19 protein-coding genes are annotated in these 17,049 nt (G+C 53.0%); 8 read left to right on the top strand and 11 right to left on the bottom strand.

Annotation, left to right across the window (positions count from 1 at the left end):
- Positions 1 to 41 precede the first annotated feature (41 nt).
- Both CSQ89_RS03275 and CSQ89_RS03280 read right to left on the bottom strand, forming a co-directional pair.
- The gene (locus CSQ89_RS03275) at positions 42 to 1,346 is read right to left on the bottom strand and encodes a sensor domain-containing phosphodiesterase (protein WP_099404762.1); all 1,305 of its coding nucleotides are present in this window, start codon (positions 1,344 to 1,346) and stop codon (positions 42 to 44) included.
- A 36-nt stretch (positions 1,347 to 1,382) separates the two neighbouring features.
- A complete protein-coding gene (locus tag CSQ89_RS03280; protein ID WP_099404763.1) occupies positions 1,383 to 2,408 on the bottom strand; it encodes an asparaginase domain-containing protein in 1,026 nt (341 codons plus the stop codon).
- 115 nt (positions 2,409 to 2,523) lie between these two features.
- Here CSQ89_RS03280 and smpB point away from each other — a divergent pair, with 115 nt between their 5' ends.
- The gene (gene smpB, locus CSQ89_RS03285; RefSeq protein WP_099404764.1) at positions 2,524 to 2,973 is read left to right on the top strand and encodes an SsrA-binding protein SmpB; all 450 of its coding nucleotides are present in this window, start codon (positions 2,524 to 2,526) and stop codon (positions 2,971 to 2,973) included.
- Positions 2,974 to 3,037: 64 nt separating this feature from the next.
- On the opposite strand, the gene CSQ89_RS03290 is transcribed toward smpB, so the two are convergent.
- Together CSQ89_RS03290 and CSQ89_RS03295 are read right to left on the bottom strand one after the other, a co-directional pair.
- Positions 3,038 to 4,441: a sensor histidine kinase gene (locus tag CSQ89_RS03290; RefSeq protein ID WP_099404765.1), complete on the bottom strand. Its 1,404-nt coding sequence runs from the start codon at positions 4,439 to 4,441 to the stop codon at positions 3,038 to 3,040.
- Positions 4,431 to 5,099: a response regulator gene (locus CSQ89_RS03295; protein WP_099404766.1), complete on the bottom strand. Its 669-nt coding sequence runs from the start codon at positions 5,097 to 5,099 to the stop codon at positions 4,431 to 4,433. Before CSQ89_RS03295 ends, CSQ89_RS03290 begins: the two co-directional genes overlap by 11 nt.
- Positions 5,100 to 5,183: 84 nt before the next feature.
- On the opposite strand from CSQ89_RS03295, the gene CSQ89_RS03300 reads away from it, so the two are divergent.
- The 5 genes from CSQ89_RS03300 to guaA all read left to right on the top strand — a co-directional run bounded on the left by CSQ89_RS03300 (position 5,184) and on the right by guaA (position 10,605).
- A complete protein-coding gene (locus CSQ89_RS03300; protein ID WP_158228885.1) occupies positions 5,184 to 6,029 on the top strand; it encodes an alpha/beta hydrolase in 846 nt (281 codons plus the stop codon).
- On the top strand, positions 6,014 to 6,259 hold the full coding sequence (locus tag CSQ89_RS03305) for a phosphopantetheine-binding protein (protein ID WP_099404768.1): 246 nt from the start codon (positions 6,014 to 6,016) through the stop codon (positions 6,257 to 6,259). The genes CSQ89_RS03300 and CSQ89_RS03305 overlap by 16 nt, the downstream gene beginning before the upstream one ends.
- Complete coding sequence (locus tag CSQ89_RS03310) at positions 6,256 to 7,476, top strand: beta-ketoacyl-[acyl-carrier-protein] synthase family protein (protein WP_099404769.1); 1,221 nt, start codon at positions 6,256 to 6,258, stop codon at positions 7,474 to 7,476. The genes CSQ89_RS03305 and CSQ89_RS03310 overlap by 4 nt, the downstream gene beginning before the upstream one ends.
- Positions 7,477 to 7,784: 308 nt before the next feature.
- Positions 7,785 to 8,948: a GGDEF domain-containing protein gene (locus CSQ89_RS03315; protein WP_099404770.1), complete on the top strand. Its 1,164-nt coding sequence runs from the start codon at positions 7,785 to 7,787 to the stop codon at positions 8,946 to 8,948.
- A 79-nt stretch (positions 8,949 to 9,027) separates the two neighbouring features.
- A complete protein-coding gene (guaA, locus tag CSQ89_RS03320) occupies positions 9,028 to 10,605 on the top strand; it encodes a glutamine-hydrolyzing GMP synthase (protein WP_099404771.1) in 1,578 nt (525 codons plus the stop codon).
- Between the two features lie 292 nt (positions 10,606 to 10,897).
- Here guaA and CSQ89_RS03325 read toward each other — a convergent pair whose 3' ends face one another.
- The 3 genes from CSQ89_RS03325 to CSQ89_RS03335 all read right to left on the bottom strand — a co-directional run bounded on the left by CSQ89_RS03325 (position 10,898) and on the right by CSQ89_RS03335 (position 12,533).
- Complete coding sequence (locus CSQ89_RS03325) at positions 10,898 to 11,560, bottom strand: aquaporin (RefSeq protein ID WP_099404772.1); 663 nt, start codon at positions 11,558 to 11,560, stop codon at positions 10,898 to 10,900.
- Entirely contained in the window at positions 11,557 to 11,886 is a 330-nt protein-coding gene (locus tag CSQ89_RS03330) for a hypothetical protein (RefSeq protein ID WP_441302615.1), read from the bottom strand. Before CSQ89_RS03330 ends, CSQ89_RS03325 begins: the two co-directional genes overlap by 4 nt.
- A 191-nt stretch (positions 11,887 to 12,077) precedes the next feature.
- Complete coding sequence (locus CSQ89_RS03335) at positions 12,078 to 12,533, bottom strand: ArsI/CadI family heavy metal resistance metalloenzyme (RefSeq protein WP_233202947.1); 456 nt, start codon at positions 12,531 to 12,533, stop codon at positions 12,078 to 12,080.
- A 565-nt stretch (positions 12,534 to 13,098) separates the two neighbouring features.
- Here CSQ89_RS03335 and CSQ89_RS03345 point away from each other — a divergent pair.
- The gene (locus CSQ89_RS03345) at positions 13,099 to 14,343 is read left to right on the top strand and encodes a nucleoside deaminase (protein ID WP_099404773.1); all 1,245 of its coding nucleotides are present in this window, start codon (positions 13,099 to 13,101) and stop codon (positions 14,341 to 14,343) included.
- 212 nt (positions 14,344 to 14,555) lie between these two features.
- Here the strand turns inward: CSQ89_RS03345 and CSQ89_RS03350 are convergent, their stop codons facing one another.
- The 3 genes from CSQ89_RS03350 to CSQ89_RS03365 form a co-directional block, all read right to left on the bottom strand.
- Entirely contained in the window at positions 14,556 to 14,861 is a 306-nt protein-coding gene (locus CSQ89_RS03350) for a phage holin family protein (protein ID WP_233202948.1), read from the bottom strand.
- Positions 14,858 to 15,247 carry a putative holin gene (locus tag CSQ89_RS03355; RefSeq protein ID WP_099404774.1) on the bottom strand — a complete coding sequence of 130 codons (390 nt, stop codon included), beginning with the start codon at positions 15,245 to 15,247 and terminating at the stop codon, positions 14,858 to 14,860. The genes CSQ89_RS03350 and CSQ89_RS03355 overlap by 4 nt, the downstream gene beginning before the upstream one ends.
- Before the next feature lie 276 nt (positions 15,248 to 15,523).
- The gene (locus CSQ89_RS03365) at positions 15,524 to 15,724 is read right to left on the bottom strand and encodes a head completion/stabilization protein (protein ID WP_099404776.1); all 201 of its coding nucleotides are present in this window, start codon (positions 15,722 to 15,724) and stop codon (positions 15,524 to 15,526) included.
- A 681-nt stretch (positions 15,725 to 16,405) separates the two neighbouring features.
- Between CSQ89_RS03365 and CSQ89_RS03370 the strand changes: the two genes are divergently transcribed.
- Complete coding sequence (locus tag CSQ89_RS03370) at positions 16,406 to 16,672, top strand: hypothetical protein (RefSeq protein ID WP_099404777.1); 267 nt, start codon at positions 16,406 to 16,408, stop codon at positions 16,670 to 16,672.
- A 164-nt stretch (positions 16,673 to 16,836) separates the two neighbouring features.
- Here the strand turns inward: CSQ89_RS03370 and CSQ89_RS23065 are convergent.
- A partial coding sequence (locus CSQ89_RS23065; protein ID WP_233202949.1) for a hypothetical protein occupies positions 16,837 to 17,049 on the bottom strand: 213 nt, incomplete at its 5' end.

Below are 17,049 nucleotides of genomic sequence, written 5' to 3' on the forward strand. Positions count from 1 at the left end.
ATTGAGATCACGACATCCGCCCGACAACGCGACGAACGGCGCTATTCTAACACTGTATCCGTCACCGAGTCGAATCCAGACGCGGTGGACCATTGGATGTCGCCGCACAAAACATGGGGATTGCCATCAAGCAACAACCCCAGTGATAGCGTAATGCATTGTTCTTCGCCCACGATTGATAAATAAGGGCGGGAAATTTGCAGTTCTCCAAAGCGCCGCATGGCTTGGCGGAAATAGTGACGGCGGGACCAGATGGCGCCGTGAGTGTCGTCAAGCGGGGAGAAGCGGGGCGTAACGGTAGGGTGGTCGCCGGCACGCGTGTTGACGTTAACCTGCCGCCCTTCCGCATCCAGTAGGAAATAGCGGACAGAAGCGGGTTCGACCAGAAATGCTTGGGCGGATACTGCAAATGGCTCGGCTTCCGCCAGCCGTGCAGCGCCCTTTAGCAACGCGCTACAGTAAGGGGCCAGCTGTTGTTGATTGTTTTCTATTTCGAGCCGCATGCGGGCGTTGAAATTACGCCAAAGTGCCTGGAAAAGCGGTTCTGTGGGGCCACTTTGCAGCAAGCCGGGCGCAGGGCGGGCAAAGTAGTAGCCTTGGACAAGGTCGCAATCGGCCTCCAACGCCAAAAACGCTTCGGTTTCGGTTTCCACACCTTCCGCCAGCACCAAAGCGCCGGCTTCATGCAGCAGACTGACCAAGCCAGGCAGGATCCTGCGTGCGTCCCGGTTACAGGTGGCGTTTGCAATCAGGGATCGATCAAGTTTGACAATCTCTGGGCGTAGTCGCCAAACCCGGTCCACGTTTGAGTGGCCAGCCCCAAAATCATCAATTGCAATTAGACAGCCCATTTCACGGAAGTAGGCCACGGAGCGCGCCAAGGCCCGGTGGTTCTCAATGGCGGTTTCCAATACCTCGATCACGATACGTTCTGGCGGTATGCCCAGTTGACTCAGCAATTCCGGGAAGAAATGACCGTATTGGTTCATCTGGGTGAAGGCATTGGGTTCGGCGTTCAAGAACAACCACTGTGATGGCTCGCTTAATTGGGAGGACAGCGCGCAAAAATTTTGTACATGCAACAGACGCGACAAACGATCCAACGTCACCAGTTCTGGCTCGTTATAAGTCGACGTAAACACGGTGGTTGGCGGCAAAGATTGGCCCGCCGTGGTCCAGGCCCGCATCAATCCTTCGTGCCCCACCACACGGCGATGGGCAAAGCTGAAAATAGGCTGGAAGTAGCTATTGAGCAATAGCCCACGATGACTTGCCGTGTACTGCTGCCCTTGTCTTTGCAGCAGGCCTAGCAAATCGTTTAGTTGGAAGAGGGGGGTGGAAGACATGGGGGGCGCAGTGTATCCGTTTGGGAGGCTTGGCTGTCAACCAGCGCTTAATTCTCCGCGCAGGCTGATTGGGAGTTTGTCTTCCGGCCCGAGTACGCCGGCATGTTGGGACAAGAGAAAGTACAGTTTACAGAGTGCAGCTTCCGGGGTCATATCGCAGCCAGATACTAAACCTGCACGCGCCAGCGTCGAACCTGCTGCATAGCTATCCATATCAACCCGGCCGGAGATGCACTGGGTGGTATTCAAGATCAAGGTACCCTGCTCACGCGTGCTGTGGGCGAGCGCATCCAGCAATTCAGTATCCGCATCGGGTGCGTTGCCTGCGCCATAGCTCTCCAGTACTAACCCTGCCAAGGGGGGGGTGCCAAGCAGCAGTTTTTTGATGATTTCTACGCTAAAGCCCGGATACAACTTGAAACCGGCAATCGGCAGGGCGGCGTTGATGAGGTGAGCGACGAAGGTACCATGGGGCTTGGGGAGGCAAAGGACTGGATTGAGCTCATAGTGTCCTTGAAAGCGGCCGAGAATAGGATAATTGGGCGAACCAAACGCACCCATCTCGGATCCCCAAAGTTTACGGCTGCGATTGCCCCGTAGCAGCTGTCGATTGAACGCGACGCACACTTCAAACAAGCCCGGCTGGATGGCCCAATGAAACGCGTCGATCAGATTTTGCTCGGCATCGTTGGGGTGTTCAGACAGCGGTACCATCGCCCCGGTTACGACAACAGGCTTGCCTAGGTTTTCCAGCATGAAGCTGAGCGCTGAAGCTGTATACGCCAGCGTATCTGTGCCATGGATGATGACGAAGCCATCATAATCAGCGTAGTTGTTGGAAATATCGGCTGCCATGACGTTCCAATGCTCGGGCTTGAGATTGGACGAGTCGATGAGGGGCGCGTATTCCTTCAGGGTGTAGGAAGGAAAATTGGGGGTGCGCGCGGCAATATGCGCTAGTTCGGCAGGCAGATAGCCCGGCGCGGGTGCATGCCCCTGCGGGGTCGCTTGCATACCGATGGTGCCACCGGCGTAAATAACAAAAAGGTGTTTAGCGGGCATGGGTGAGGGGATTCGAGTAAAATCCGTGCTTTGTTTCGCGCACAGGTCCGGCCGTTAGTCCAAAAGGCACAAATGTGGGGCGGACTTTACCGCGCTCTTATCCAACTAGCCAACCATGTCCATTATTGATAACCGTAAAGCTTTCCATGACTACTTCATCGAAGACCGCTTCGAGGCAGGGTTGGTGCTGGAAGGCTGGGAAGTGAAGTCCATTCGTGCCGGCCGTGTACAGATCAAGGAAGGCTACGTGATTTTGCGCAATGGCGCTTTATGGTTGGTAGGCGCGCATATTTCGCCACTGACTTCGGCATCGACCCATGTGCTTCCTGATCCAACCCGAAGCCGTAAGCTGCTGCTGAACCAAGCTGAAATCAATAAACTGATCGGCAAGGTGGAGCGAGCAGGTTATACGCTGGCGCCGCTCGATATGCATTACAAGGCGGGCCGTGTCAAGTTGGCGATTGGCCTCGCGAAGGGTAAGAAGCAACACGATAAGCGCAATAGCGAGCGTGATAAGGATGCCCAACGCGAGGTGCAGCGGGCCATGAAGGTACGTCAGGGCTAGCAGCCTCGCTTGGTTGATGGGGTTGAGTTGGCGGAACGTTGGCCCGTGTTGAGATTTTTCATTTTCAGCTATGTCTAGGCAGTTTGTTGTTCGCAGTCAGAGGCAATATAACCAGGGCATTGCAACCGCCACCTTGATCGCTTTCGCTTATTTCCACTCGCCCGCCATGTTGTTCGGCGATTTCTCGTACGATAGACAAGCCTAACCCGGCCCCTTCTGCCGGTACATTGTCTCCTCGAAAGAAACGCTGGAATACTTGTTCCCGTTGTGGAAAAGGAATGCCGGGACCATTATCGGTAACGCTGATTAGCGCACTGTCTGCCCCTCGCTGGACTGAAACCGTTATCCAACATCCAGGAGAGACGTAACGGCAGGCATTGTCGATCAGGTTGCCGATCATTTCCTCCAATAGATGCCGATTGCCTATATAGCCGGCAAGTTGGTTTTCACCCTCGTACCCCAGGTCAATCTGCCGGGCAACGGCGGTCGGTACAAATTGCTCAGTGACGCTACGCGCCAAGACAGCCAGGTCGATCTCCGACGTGCCCATATGAACCTGAGCAGATTCCGCGCGAGACAGGGTCAATAGTTGTTCCGCTGTGTGGCTGGCCCGAGAGGCGCTTTGCTCGATCTCCGTCAAAACATCTCGCGCAACTTCATTTCGCGGGTCTTTTAACGACAATTGCACATGTAGCTGGAGTGCCGCCAACGGGGTACGTAACTGGTGGGCTGCATTGGCAGTAAAGCGTTGCTGCAAACCTACGGCGTTTTCCAGGCGAGCCATCATGTGGTTGATTGCGTTGATCAAGCCGCGAACCTCACGGGGCGCAGCACCCAGATCCAGGGGAGAGAGATTATCCAGCGAGCGGCTTGCGGCTTCGACTTCTAACTTTGCCAGTGGCGCCAGGGCGCGGGAAATACCATCCCATAGGACCGCGATGGTGACGGCGGCCAACACCAACATCAAACCAATTAGCGCCACGAGTACATCACGAATCAAAGAATCCCGCTTATGGCGCGTTTCCCCAACCTCTATCAGGATCGAATTGTCTTCCTCCAGATTGACGACCATACGAGTCAGTCGCAGGGTGCCGCGTTTGGATTTGATATCCTGGAAGAAGGGGCGACTATCCGTCGGCATCTCGGCTTCGACAGGCTTAGGCAAACCATGTTCGCCAAGCGTCCGTCCTCTGGTGAGGTCGGTGACCCGGTAGACGATAACGTCGTACTGGTCGGCTAGCAAAACCCGTTGCGCAGACGGCGGCAGATCGAGACGAACCTCCTTTCCGTGTAATGTGACTTGCTTTGAGAGGCTGATGGCCAAATCAAGCAGCGCACGGTCATACGCCAAATTCGCGTAGTTATTTGCAAGGGCATATCCAACGGCTGATCCCAATAGGGCAACCACGGACAGTGCTGCCACCAGGCGAGTGGTTAGAGTACGACGCAACGAATGCTTAGACTGCATCGGGTGTTTCCTGCAAGAAATAGCCAACGCCTCGCACTGTCAATATAACCAAGCCCGCGGGTGCCAACTTGCGGCGAAGGCGGTGGATATAGACTTCAACCGTATTTTCCCCTGCTGCCAGTTGAGTGTCTCCCATGCGCCAAGCCAGGGTTTCCTTGTTTACGACTTTCCCGGCTTGTTGGAGCAAGGATTCAAGTAATACCGAATCTTTGGCAGAGAGTGTCAAAAGCTGCCCATTCACGATCGCCTGACGTGTTTGCCAGTGCCATTCGAGCGATCCGAGGACTGTGATTGCACCGTGGCCGCGCCGAAGCTGCGCACGCACACGCGCCTCGAATTCAGTGAGGTCGAAAGGCTTGGTCAGGTAGTCGTCCGCGCCGCCATTGAGGCCAGCGATTCTGTCTTCCAGCCGGTCACGTGCGCTGAGTATCAGAACAGGCACCGGTTGGCGTCGGCTGCGCAAACGCCGCAGTACATCCAGTCCATCAAGACCCGGTAACCCGAGGTCGAGTACAAGCAGATCAAATTGTTCCGAGGCCAGCAGCGTGTCGGCATGCTCGCCATTGCCCACAACGACCGATTGATACCCCATCCGGTTGAGGGCTTCGCGTAAGCCGCGCTGTAATGCTGGGTCATCCTCGGCGAGCAATATGCGCATATTCGCTTTCAGTTATGTTTAAGCTTGCTTCGTTAGAATGCGAGCTATTTGATAAATATGCCCCAAGTTTAAATGGATACCAGCTTGCCTCAACGCCAACAGCATTGCATGTTGTTACATGGTTTGATCAGCACCCCAGCAGAGTTTTCTGCGATGCGGGCGCCGCTGGCGCAACGCGGCATTCAGTTGCACACTCCTGTGCTGCCCGGCTACAGCTACACGAAGAATATGCAACCACGGCGTTGGCAAGATTGGCTAGCCGAGGGAGAGCAGTTGCTCGCGGATACAGTGTCGGATGGACAAGCAATCACCTTGGGCGGTTTGTGTATTGGTTCCATATTGGCGTTGGCGCTTGCCGCGGAGCATCCGGGCCGTGTCAATAAGCTGGTATTGCTTTCTCCCACTTTGTATTACGACGGCTGGGGGCTTTCGCGTTGGCGTTGGATGCGTCAGCTGGGGTACCTCCCGGGGTTGCGACGTTGGTTAGGTACTCCCGAGCGGGAACCTTATGGTGTCAAGAACCCACAAATTCGCAAATGGATTGCCCGCGAGCTGGAGAAGCAGGCGGTTTCGGCTGCGGGGGCGGCCAAGCTGCCTTTATGGGCAGTCCACGAAGCTGAGCGGTTGATTGCGCATACCAAGCGACAGCTGCACCGTATCGATGCGCGGAGTCTTATCCTCCATGCCCGGGAAGACGAAGTTACCAGCCTCAGAAGCCCAGAATATCTGGTTGCCAAACTCGGGGAAAATCGAACGCGCTTCATCATTCTGGAAAACAGTTACCACATGGTAACGCTCGATAATGACAGGCAGCTTGTCAACCGTGAAATCGCTGACTTCATGCTGGCTAAGCCAGACATACACACCATTACTGCCAATAACCCTACTTTTAACTTGATGCAAGGAAACCAAGCATGTCAACAACCTTAACCACTATCCAAGATCTGATCGTTGAAAAATACGGTGTGGATCGTGCTGAATTGCTGCCGAATCGCCCACTTAGCGAATTCGGCTTGGACTCGCTCAGCCAGGTAGAGCTATTGTTTACCGTTGAAGAAACGTTTGACATCACCATCTCGGACGACCGCGCTCAAGTGGGTAATTTGGCGGAATTGACGGCATTGGTTGATGAGTTGCTCGAAGCGGTTGCCTTGGCATGAAGCACGCCGTCGTAGTGACGGGTATTGGTTTGATCAGCCCGCTGGGTAACCAGCCTGAGGTTGTGTTCGACAGTCTGATGCAAGGGCAGTCGGGCGTTCGCCTATTATCGAGTGAGCAATCAAACGGTGTTGCCACGGCTGCGGGTGTAGTCGACTTCTCGCCTGAGCCTTGGTTTACGCGCTTGCAGCTTTCGGGTGTCGACCGTGTAAGCCAGATGGGCGTCGCGGCCGCGGATTTGGCACTGAAAGATGCAGGATTGGCGGGCGAAGCTTTGATGGATGCAGGAATCTATATTGGCTGTGGCATGGGCGGCGCTAGTGCAATAGAAACTGCCTATACGAGTCATTTCTCTGCTAAACCGCGCGTCTCGCCATTGTCTGTTGTTGCCAGCATGACGAATGCGCCTGCAGCGCACATTGCTATGCGCTTTGGCATAGGTGGGCGCGTGATGACATATTCCATCGCCTGCGCTTCTTCGTCTGTCGCTATTGGTGAAGGCTATCGCGCCATTGCCAGTGGTGAGACGGATATTGTTATTGCAGGCGGTTGTGAGGCATTGTTGGTCCCTTGCGTGATCCGGGCATGGCAGGCTATGCAGACGCTGGCGATGCCTAGTGCAGAGCAGCCGGAAACCGCATGCCGCCCCTTCTCGCTCGACCGTAGTGGCTTGGTGCTGGGCGAAGGTGCCGCTATGTTGATCCTGGAGCGTGAAGACCACGCATTGGCACGTGGCGTAAAAATATATGCACGGGTAAGCGGGTTTGGTATGAGCTGTGATGCTACGCATATTACCCGCCCAGAGCCCACAGGACAGACGCGCGCGTTACACACTGCGCTGCGAAATGCAGATTTGAGGCCTGCGGATATTGGTTATTGCAATGCCCATGGCACCGCCACACAAGTGGGCGACCCCGCAGAATGCGCTGCATTGCGTGAAGTGTGGGGTAAGGATGCAGACAATTTGCTGGTCAGCTCAACCAAGTCTATGCATGGCCATCTGCTTGGCGCCGCAGGTGCGCTAGAGGCAGCAGTGACTGTTTTAGCCGTCCATCACAAGCAGTTACCGCCAACGGCGCACTGCAATGATCCCGACCCAGTTTGCAATATTCCATTGGTGAGAAGTACAGGTATAGCTTCACCTCACGTGAAAGCGGCAATCAGCAATTCTTTTGCCTTTGGTGGCACCAATGCTGTGTTGGTTTTCACTGCGGCTTAAAAGGGCGAGTTTTTGAGAGCGCCTCATTCTGATCTTCATTCTGGGGTAGAGAACTGCAGCCAAGATCGAAACGGTTTTGGGGCGATGTAGAAGCCCAGCAAGTGCGCATTAAGAAATGCATCGACTGAATGCGCATAGATTCGCCATCAAAAATATTGCGCTATTCACGTTTTATTCTGTATTTGGCTGAAGTGTGGATAAGCCCACTAATCCCGATTAATTTTTGCTCAGAAGACAGGTGAACGTTTGAATGCGTATATTTGTGCTATACGCAAACATTGCCTTACTCTTGATTTGGACGCTGTCTAATGGGCTTAGATCTTCGTACACTTGTTATTACGGAAGCATTGATCTTGATGCAGTTGGCTGCATTGCTCTACGTGGCTGGCCGAAGAATGCGCGATATTTTTCGGGGACCGACTCCTTGGGCGTTGGGATTGTTGGGTTTTGCCATATCCCAGTTGCTATTCGTATTGCTTGATGGCCCGGGTCAAGGCCCACTTCGGGTGTTAGGTCATTTACCTGCAGCATTGGGTTGTAGTGCCATGTTAATTGGCGTCGATGATTTTACTGAGCGTACGCGTCAGTGGCGTGGCGTATTCGTTTTATTGGGTGTGGCTTTAGTTGATTTCCTCTTTCAAGCCTTTATCTGGACGAGCTTCCCTCTGCAGATTTTCAGCTTTTGCTTGGTGCAACTGATTTATGTGGCGCTGATGCTCCCGCGTCTTTATCGGCAGGTGCCAAGCCAGCAGCAAATGGGTTTCAAGTTATTACGCCTATTGGCTTGGGGGTGGGGGATGGTCAATCTGGCACGTATGGTTACCGTGGCGTTAAATGCAGACCGCGATTCGCAGTTTGGCCACACCATGCAATTGGTTTATTTCATCATGGCGTTGTTCTTTGCTATCTGGCTGGCGTTGGGTTGTTGGCTGGTAATGCATGAACGTCTGACCACCGGTTTGATACATGCCGTGACACGCGATGGTCTGACCGGTAGTCATAACACGCGTGGTTTCGTTGAATTGCTTCAGCGGGAGTCCAGCCGCTTGGTACGGCATTGGTCTCCTACTTCAATAATTCGGATGACGGTTGATGATTTTGCCGCACTCTGTGGAAATTACGGCCATATTGCCGGTGATCAAGTGCTGATTGCATTTGCCGACGTCGTGCACGAAGAGTTACGCGATGTAGATGGTTTGGCCCGCCTTGAAACAGACCAGTTCGCGATTTTGCTTTTGAATGCCGATATGGCGGGTGCGGCGATAGTGGCCGAGCGGCTGCATCGTCGGGTGAAGGATCTGGTGGTTTACTCCCCTGCCGGCCCTATCTGGTTTACGGCGAGCGTTGGCATCGCGACTTTGCCGGCGCTGGAGACGGAGTTGAGTCTGGTATTCAAGCAGGCGGAATTGGCCTTGCAGCAGGCGCATAAGGCTGGGGTGGACCGGCTGGTGATGGTGGAGAGCGCAAGTTGAACGGGAGACCATCCTTACGTTAGGCGTAGTCGGCGGGCTCCTGTAAAATCCGGTTTTTGCACGGAAAGCCTGCTCGCCCATGGACAAAATCCTCATCCTCGACTTCGGCTCGCAAGTCGCTCAACTTATCGCCCGTCGTGTTCGTGAAGCGCACGTTTACTGCGAACTGCACCCGTATGATATGCCATTGGCCGAGATCAAAGCCTTCAACCCAAAAGGTATTATCCTTTCTGGCGGGCCAAACTCGGTATACGAAAGTGACTACCAGGCTGACGCCGGGTTGCTGGAACTGGGCGTACCGGTGCTGGGTATCTGTTACGGCATGCAATGGATGGCGCAGGCCTTGGGTGGCAAGGTTGAGGCAGGAGACAAACGTGAATTCGGTTATGCCGAGATTCGCGCCCGTGGCCACTCACAGCTTTTCAATGGCTTGCAGGATCGTACTAACGCCGAGGGGCATGGCCTCTTGGATGTATGGATGAGCCACGGCGACAAGGTTACCGCCATGCCTACGGGCTTTAGCGTGATAGCTGAAACACCTTCCTGCCCCATCGCGGCAGTCGCTGATGAAGTGCGTAAGTTCTACGCTGTGCAGTTCCATCCGGAAGTGACCCATACCAAGCGCGGCACAGACATGCTGCATCGATTTGTGTTGGGTATTGCTGGCGCTCAGCCCAGCTGGACGATGCCCAACTATATCGATGAAGCCGTAAAGAAAATTCGCGAGCAGGTCGGTGACGAAGAGGTGATCCTGGGCTTGTCGGGTGGTGTTGACTCCAGCGTGGCGGCAGCGCTGATTCACCGCGCTATTGGCGATAAACTCACCTGCGTATTTGTGGACCATGGCCTGTTGCGCTTACATGAAGGCGACATGGTGATGGACATGTTTGCCCGTGGTTTGGGCGTGAAGGTGATCCGCGTTGACGCAAGTAAGGAGTTCATGAGCCATCTGGCGGGGGTGACTGACCCAGAAGCCAAGCGCAAGATCATTGGCCGTGAATTCGTCGAAGTCTTTCAGCGAGAGTCCCAGAAACTGCCAAATGCTAAATGGCTAGCACAGGGCACCATCTACCCCGATGTGATCGAGTCGGCGGGTTCCAAAACCAAGAAGGCGCATACCATCAAGAGCCACCACAATGTTGGCGGCCTGCCTGAGACCTTGAACCTGAAGTTGCTGGAGCCATTGCGCGAACTGTTCAAGGATGAAGTTCGGGAGCTGGGTGTGGCGCTAGGTTTGGCGCACGAGATGGTCTACCGCCACCCCTTCCCCGGTCCGGGCTTGGGCGTACGTATTCTGGGCGAAGTAAGGGCAGAATATGCTAGCTTGCTGCAACGCGCTGATGCCATCTTTATCGAAGAGCTACGCAATACAGTAGACGAGCATAGCGGCAAGACTTGGTACGACCTCACTAGTCAAGCCTTTGCTGTTTTCCTGCCGGTAAAGTCTGTGGGTGTGATGGGTGACGGACGTACCTACGAATGGGTAGTTGCGCTACGTGCGGTTGTCACCAGTGACTTTATGACCGCCCACTGGGCCGAGCTGCCATATAGCTTGCTTGGTCGCTGCTCAAATCGGATTATCAATGAGGTACGTGGTATTAACCGCGTCGTCTACGATGTATCAGGTAAGCCACCAGCGACTATCGAGTGGGAATGAAACAACGTTAGGTAAGTACTTGCAGTAAATGGCAAGAAAACTGAGAAAGGCCCTGATTTATCAGGGCTTTTCTATTCCTGCCTGGCAATGCGTGGCAGTGGTTGGCGACGGGATAACACCCCAGATGGCACGGGCAAGAAATCCGGATGGGTTGCACAACCCCGGAGCGGAAACTTTTGGACGCTGTTTAACCCAGAAATCTAGAAAGTTTTTGCACGCTGTTTTGTAATAAACCTGTGATTTCAGTAGCAGTTTGCAATTCCACGGCTGAATGAACGTTAACCTGAAGCCGTTAAGACTTGTTCGGGCGATAAAGCCAGCCAAAGACAACGGTAGCGGCAGTTGCACCACCCAGTTGAGCTGCAATGAACCCAAAGGTATCTGTAGGCCGAATACCAGCAAACGTGTTAGTTACTGATCGTGCAAGGGTGACGGTTGGATTGGCAAACGACGTGGAAGCGGTGAACCAGTAAGCGGCCGTGATGTAGGCGGCAACACCGAAGGGCGTGATTTTCGGGTGGTTGCGTGTGCAGCCGATGATGACGGCAAGGAGGCCAAAGGTAGCGACAAACTCACTCCACCATTGCGCTGCACCCGTCCTGATGTGCTGGGAGGCAAAGAAAAGTGGTTCGCCAAACATCAAATGTGCCGCGGCCACGCCAGCGAAGGCCCCGACGATTTGTACCATGACGTATGCAGGGACATCGCGCCAGCGGGTATTGCCAAGCCAAGCGTCTGAGAGGGTAACGACAGGATTGAAATGCGCCCCCGACAGCGGGCCGAAGGTCAGGATTAAGGCGATAAGGCCTGCTCCTGTAGCCAAGGCATTCGCGAGCAAAGCTAGACCAATATTGCCGCCCGCCAATCGTTCACCCATGATTCCGGAACCGACTACCGTTACCAGCAGAAAGGCTGTTCCGAGACCTTCCGCTACTACTCGACGACTGAGCGTCATGAGGGCATATCCCCGATGATTTGCATCTCGCGCTTGATGGCTGCTTTATCGAACTGGGGTAGAGGCAGATTCATCAACAACTGAACACGGCCTTTGATTTTGCGGAATACCTGATTGAAGGCTGCTCGCTTTACTTCTTCACTGCCTTCGACGGCTGCTGGGTCTTCAAAGCCCCAATGCGCCGAAATTGGCTGGCCGGCCCACACAGGGCAGACTTCCCCCACTACGTTATCACAAACTGTGATTATGAAATGCATTGGCGGTGCATCAGGCTGGGCGAATTCATCCCAACTCTTGCTGCGAAGTTTATCCGCCGTATAGCCCATCGAGACGATTTGCTCAATGGCGAAAGGGTTAACCTTGCCGGTCGGATAGCTACCCTCGCTTTAGGCCCGGAAGCGGCTGTTGCCCTTCGTGTTGATAAGGGCTTCAGCGATGATGCTACGCGACGAGTTGCCGGTACAGAGGACAAGGACATTATAAATATTTTCTGCCATTGGCTTTTCTCGATAGTGGATCAGCAACAGGTTCCGGTCACCTTAAGTTTGCTGGTGGGTATGTAGCACGGTGATGTGCTTTCTGTCTTAGCCATGGGAATACAGCAACCAGATTCGGCAGAAGAACTTTCTTGATGGCTACCAAAGACAGGGATAGTGTCCAGCGTATGGAAGGTTTCCCAAGCAATACCCTGCGGGTCGTTGATCCAATACTTGTCTGAATTCGCATAACAACATGCTGAATCGGTTTCTTCGGTCAAATTTGACGCTAGTCCTTGCAAGCGATGGTGCATTTCAGCCAGCTCATCAGCGGACTCAACCTGGATGCCAAGATGATTTAATCCAGTGGCCGCACCCCGTTGAGAGATGGCAAAGTTCATACGAGGATCTTCTAGCATCCACTTCGCGTAATCGGATTTGCTGACGGTTGGTGCGGTTGCGAACATTGAAGTGTAGAAGTCGATGCTCTTGGTCAAGTTATCGACTTAGACATGCACGTGTAGGCGTTTCATGATGACCTCTCTTCTGTTTTGGCACAGGTTGGGTTACAGACAGACGCGCAGGGATTGCCCCCGCAGCAGTTTTCACTAAGGAATGAGAGCAGCACATTCATCGTCTCAAAGTTGGCTGTGTAGATGACAAAGCGCCCTTCTTGGCGCGAAGTAGTCATGTCGGCATGTGTGAGTTCTTTCATGTGGAAAGAAATCGTAGAGGGGCAATCCCGGTTGCCCCAGCAATCTTTCCGGCAGATACGCCTTCAGGCCCGGCTTGTACCAAGACACGAAAGATTGCAAGACGAGAGTCTTGGGCGAGGGCTGCCAGTGCTGTAACAACGTCACTTGTTCCAATATTTTAATGATAATAGAAATATGGAAACAATCGGGTGCCGAATAGAACAAGCGCGCGGTAGAGGGAGTGCTAGATTATGTGCATGTAGCGAAGTCAATTGATCTTTGCCAATGAATTTCTATTCTTATGCAGCCAGGAGGATGGCCTGTTTGAGGCCATTTAGCGCGTGACCATAATGAATAGGAAATGCACATGACAAAAATCATCGACGATGTGAATACAGCAGCTGCCGCAGTGCTGGACCAAGCGACTGCTGCTGCAAATCAGACCACTTTTGCAGTGGGTGGTGTGATGGTCAATAACCAGACTGGGGAAGTTATCTCTGCCATCCACAATAATGTGATCATCCCTTTAAGTAACAATGTCTCATTTACTTTCGACCCGACCGCGCATGGTGAACGCCAATTGGTGTATTGGTATTACGCCAATAAAGAAGCACTGAAATTACCCGAGCCCAATCAGATTACAGTGATTACATCGCTTGATCCCTGTGCGATGTGTACCGGTGCACTACTAACGGCAGGGTTTAATGTCGGCGTGGTGGCAATTGATACTTATGCGGGTATTAATTGTGCGCAGAATTTCCAATTTGCGACCTTGCCCGCGAATTTGCGCACCAAGGCACAGAAAAACTTTGGTTACTATGCCTCTGGGGCGGCAAATTTCAAACCCCTGACCCGGTCTTATGTGGGTGGGCCCTCCGTTGCGTTTAAAAATGGCGTTGTCACACCTGCAAACCTCCGTGACTGCGGTACGGTGTTCACTCAGAGTGTTGATACGGTTCGTAACACCAGTAATTCCACGGGGCTGGCGCCTAGTCAAATGAGTAATCCGGCGGAATTGCCGTCTAACTCAGCGATTCTTCAGGCTTACCGAGCAATTTACAAAAAGGCGTTTACGATTAAAATTGACAACCCACGCTTGCCTGATGCGCAGATATTGACTGAATTGAAAGCAGTGCTGGCTGATGCGCCAAACGCACGCAATGCAGTGGCATTCATTGATCCTTTTGGCAATCTGGTGTTGTGCATGGCTGATGCATTCAATACCAGCCCAGTGCATGCGGCGTTCATGAATGTAACTCAGGAGTATGCAAAGACACGTTGGGACCTTATGAATAAATACGCGCAGGCATCTACGACAGATAACCCCGCACTGTATTTAACGCACCCTAAATACGGCACCTTTGTTTATCTATATGCGCCGGATCCTGATGATTCAATAACCATCATGAGTTTGGGTGCTTACGGTTCGACGATGGAGGGGCCGATTCCCAATATGTTTCCGAGTAATCTACAGTTTTATTATCCGCCACGTAATGGTGCCCAGTTCTCCGAATTGGTTCCTGTTGTGAATGAGCTTCCGCCGTTTTATACCCAAAACGTAAACATATCGTTAATGCAAGTACCTGGCGTGACGCAGGCACCAACTAAATAAGCATCAGCCTTCAAAGTGCCAACAACTGCCGCATCATGCGACGGATGTTGGCACTGTGGCCCTGGCCTTAGAACCCTGTCTAAAGTCTGCTGCGCGTCGGCAATATGGCGTTGAAAACACCCGCGGAATGCGCATTTACGACTTGTAAACGTCACTGCCTCGGCTGTTTCCGCCTTCTCTTTGCCTTAGCTCGCGAGACTTTAGACAGGTTCTTAGAGACGGGATGAAGGAGGGGATTTGTGCTGCCATCGCGGTCCACGGAATAAATCCGCTACATTGCCGCGTACAGCAAAGACGGCCAGGGTAAGAAACAGCACAGAGATGAACCCACTGACATCAAGCGCAACGTGTTCACCCAATACTAAGCGCACAGGTACCGATGCGGTGGTAACAATGAGCAGATAGGCCAGCCAAGCCATATACGGACGGTGCAGACGACCTTTCCGGCGGAAAAACAATAGGCGTAAGGCGATCAAGCTGCACAGCGCGGCATAAATCCAATGGAAGTGGATTGTCACTCTGTTCCCCCTTTCTGGCGTAGTTTGGCGAGCAACGCCATTGGATTGTTAGCCTGCCCAATTAGCCAGAGCAGCAGCTTGACCGATATGGCGGCAGTGATGAGGGCGCCCACACTTGGCGTGACGGTAATGTGCTCGGGCAGCAGCCACACGAGTACGCTGGTGCCGGTGGATGCACTCGCTATTCCGGTGATGAAGGAAACCAAGAAGTAGCCAGCCTTGCACAGGTTGCTGATCTCCTTGGCGCTCAGCACGAACACGGCAGCGCCCGCAATAGCGCCCATGACGATGCCGGCATCCACACCAGGAAACAGGCTAACCAAGGTGGTGGTGGAAAGGCTGGTATTGGCTACCGTGCCGGATGTTGGAGTAACAGGTTCAGCCATATCAGTTAGTCTCAAAATTGGAGAGGGGTTTGGGTTTGAGGAGGCAGCATACTGGACAAGGCCACGGCGGCGCCAAGCGACAAGGTATGAGTTATCAGTACTGCTTCCACAACGACGGGTGTGCGGCCGTACCGGCGATAACAAATCCACTCCACGTTGTCGCTGTGTCGAGCGATAACGCACATCAAAGCAGCTTGATCAGAGTGCGCGACTTGTCCAATGAATTGCTTACTACTAGTTTGCATCACCGTATTTGTCCGTTTCGACGAGGCTGCGCTAGATGGCGTTGTAGTTGTGCAGGCGCTGGGTCCAGGTAGGCTTGCGCGAGGTAATACGCTCCTCGGCAATACGTTGCAGGTAGATGCGTTCTCCGTTGATTTGCTCCGTGGGTACCGCGGCCAAGGTGCGAAGGCCCGGGCTCTTTTGCTGCTCTGACCACACAGCCAACCCCTCGTTCATATTAGCCAGTGCTTTCACTAGCGCATTGCGTCAGAACTGGTTCACGATCCTGCTGCGCAGGTGTGATCGGGACGCATAGGCTGCTGGAAAGCCCTCGCAAGGGGAGGCCGAACTGCTACGGCGATATGCGCCAGCAATACGATGTTGAAAGTACTCTCGGAATGCGCATTTACGACTTGTAAACGCCACTGCCTTGACTGTTTCCACCTTGTCTTGCTTGGCGCGAAACACTTTTGACAGGCTCGAAGTGGGGTTCAGTAACGGTACCGTCCCGTTTTTGCACTTTTCAGGCCTGATTATTTAATGACGGAGTCCAATCATTGCGCCCCGCTTCTTATTCGGACGCGTTCGTGTCAGTCCAAATGTGCTGCTCAGCCAGTTAATGACAAATTATTATGTTTACGAAACAATCACACATAACTATGTACTAATTCATTGCTGCACCAGCAGGCCTAATTACCCCATATTAGTTTCACTCAACATCACGCGAGAAACGATCATGCAAATACTTAGCGCCATGGAGATTCAACAAATTGCAGGCGAAATATGCACGACTACCTTGTCTCTATACCCACCTGACGATGCACTTCGCGGCACGACTAGAAGCGATATTCCTGCCGGGATTGCTTATGGTATTAATCGAAAAAGCGCGTTCATCGGTAATTAGACAAGTACGCGGATTAAATTGGGAAAACTACTGTGAAAGACGACCATCTAGACGCATTGTTTCCGAAGAAGACCGCTTTCCTTAATGCTGACTTGATTATTTTAAGTCATCGCGACTTGAGAGACTTTGCTGAAACATTGGAACGAAACGACTTAATGACATTGCATGTTCAGAGCAGGGAAGATGGTTTATGGCAGGCTACCTTTGAGTTAGAAAGTGAAAGTGGTGATGAATCTTTCCATAAAATTATGGATGGCTTGCTGAATTGCATTGAAGGGCTGCCCATCAATCTCCGATAGCAATGGGATGGTTTGCAGCACCGTACATTAGACTTGGGTTTTAAGGCCGGTACCGAGACCCGCCGTTACACACGGCAAATCAGTCCAGCGCTTTTGAGCCGCATGGTGAATACCGCGCTTGTGCTTGCGATAACGATTTATTCACCGGTGAATATGTAAAGGCGTCAGCTTGGGCAGGATAGGAATGAGGGCGGCACAAGCCGGGCAGCGCGCATTCGTTGTTTGCGTGACATCTGTTTGTGGCGTTTATTATTCACCCGGCAACTAAGGGTTGATTTATTGGTGTCCGCCCCCAACTGATAGAAATGGACAAAGAAGACGGACGCAAGCTGTCGCGGCAAGAACAGCACGAAAGGCGCAAGCAAGCTGTGAGGTTG

The sequence above is a fragment of the Chitinimonas sp. BJB300 genome (assembly GCF_002735695.1).
Lineage (GTDB): Bacteria > Pseudomonadota > Gammaproteobacteria > Burkholderiales > Chitinimonadaceae > Chitinimonas.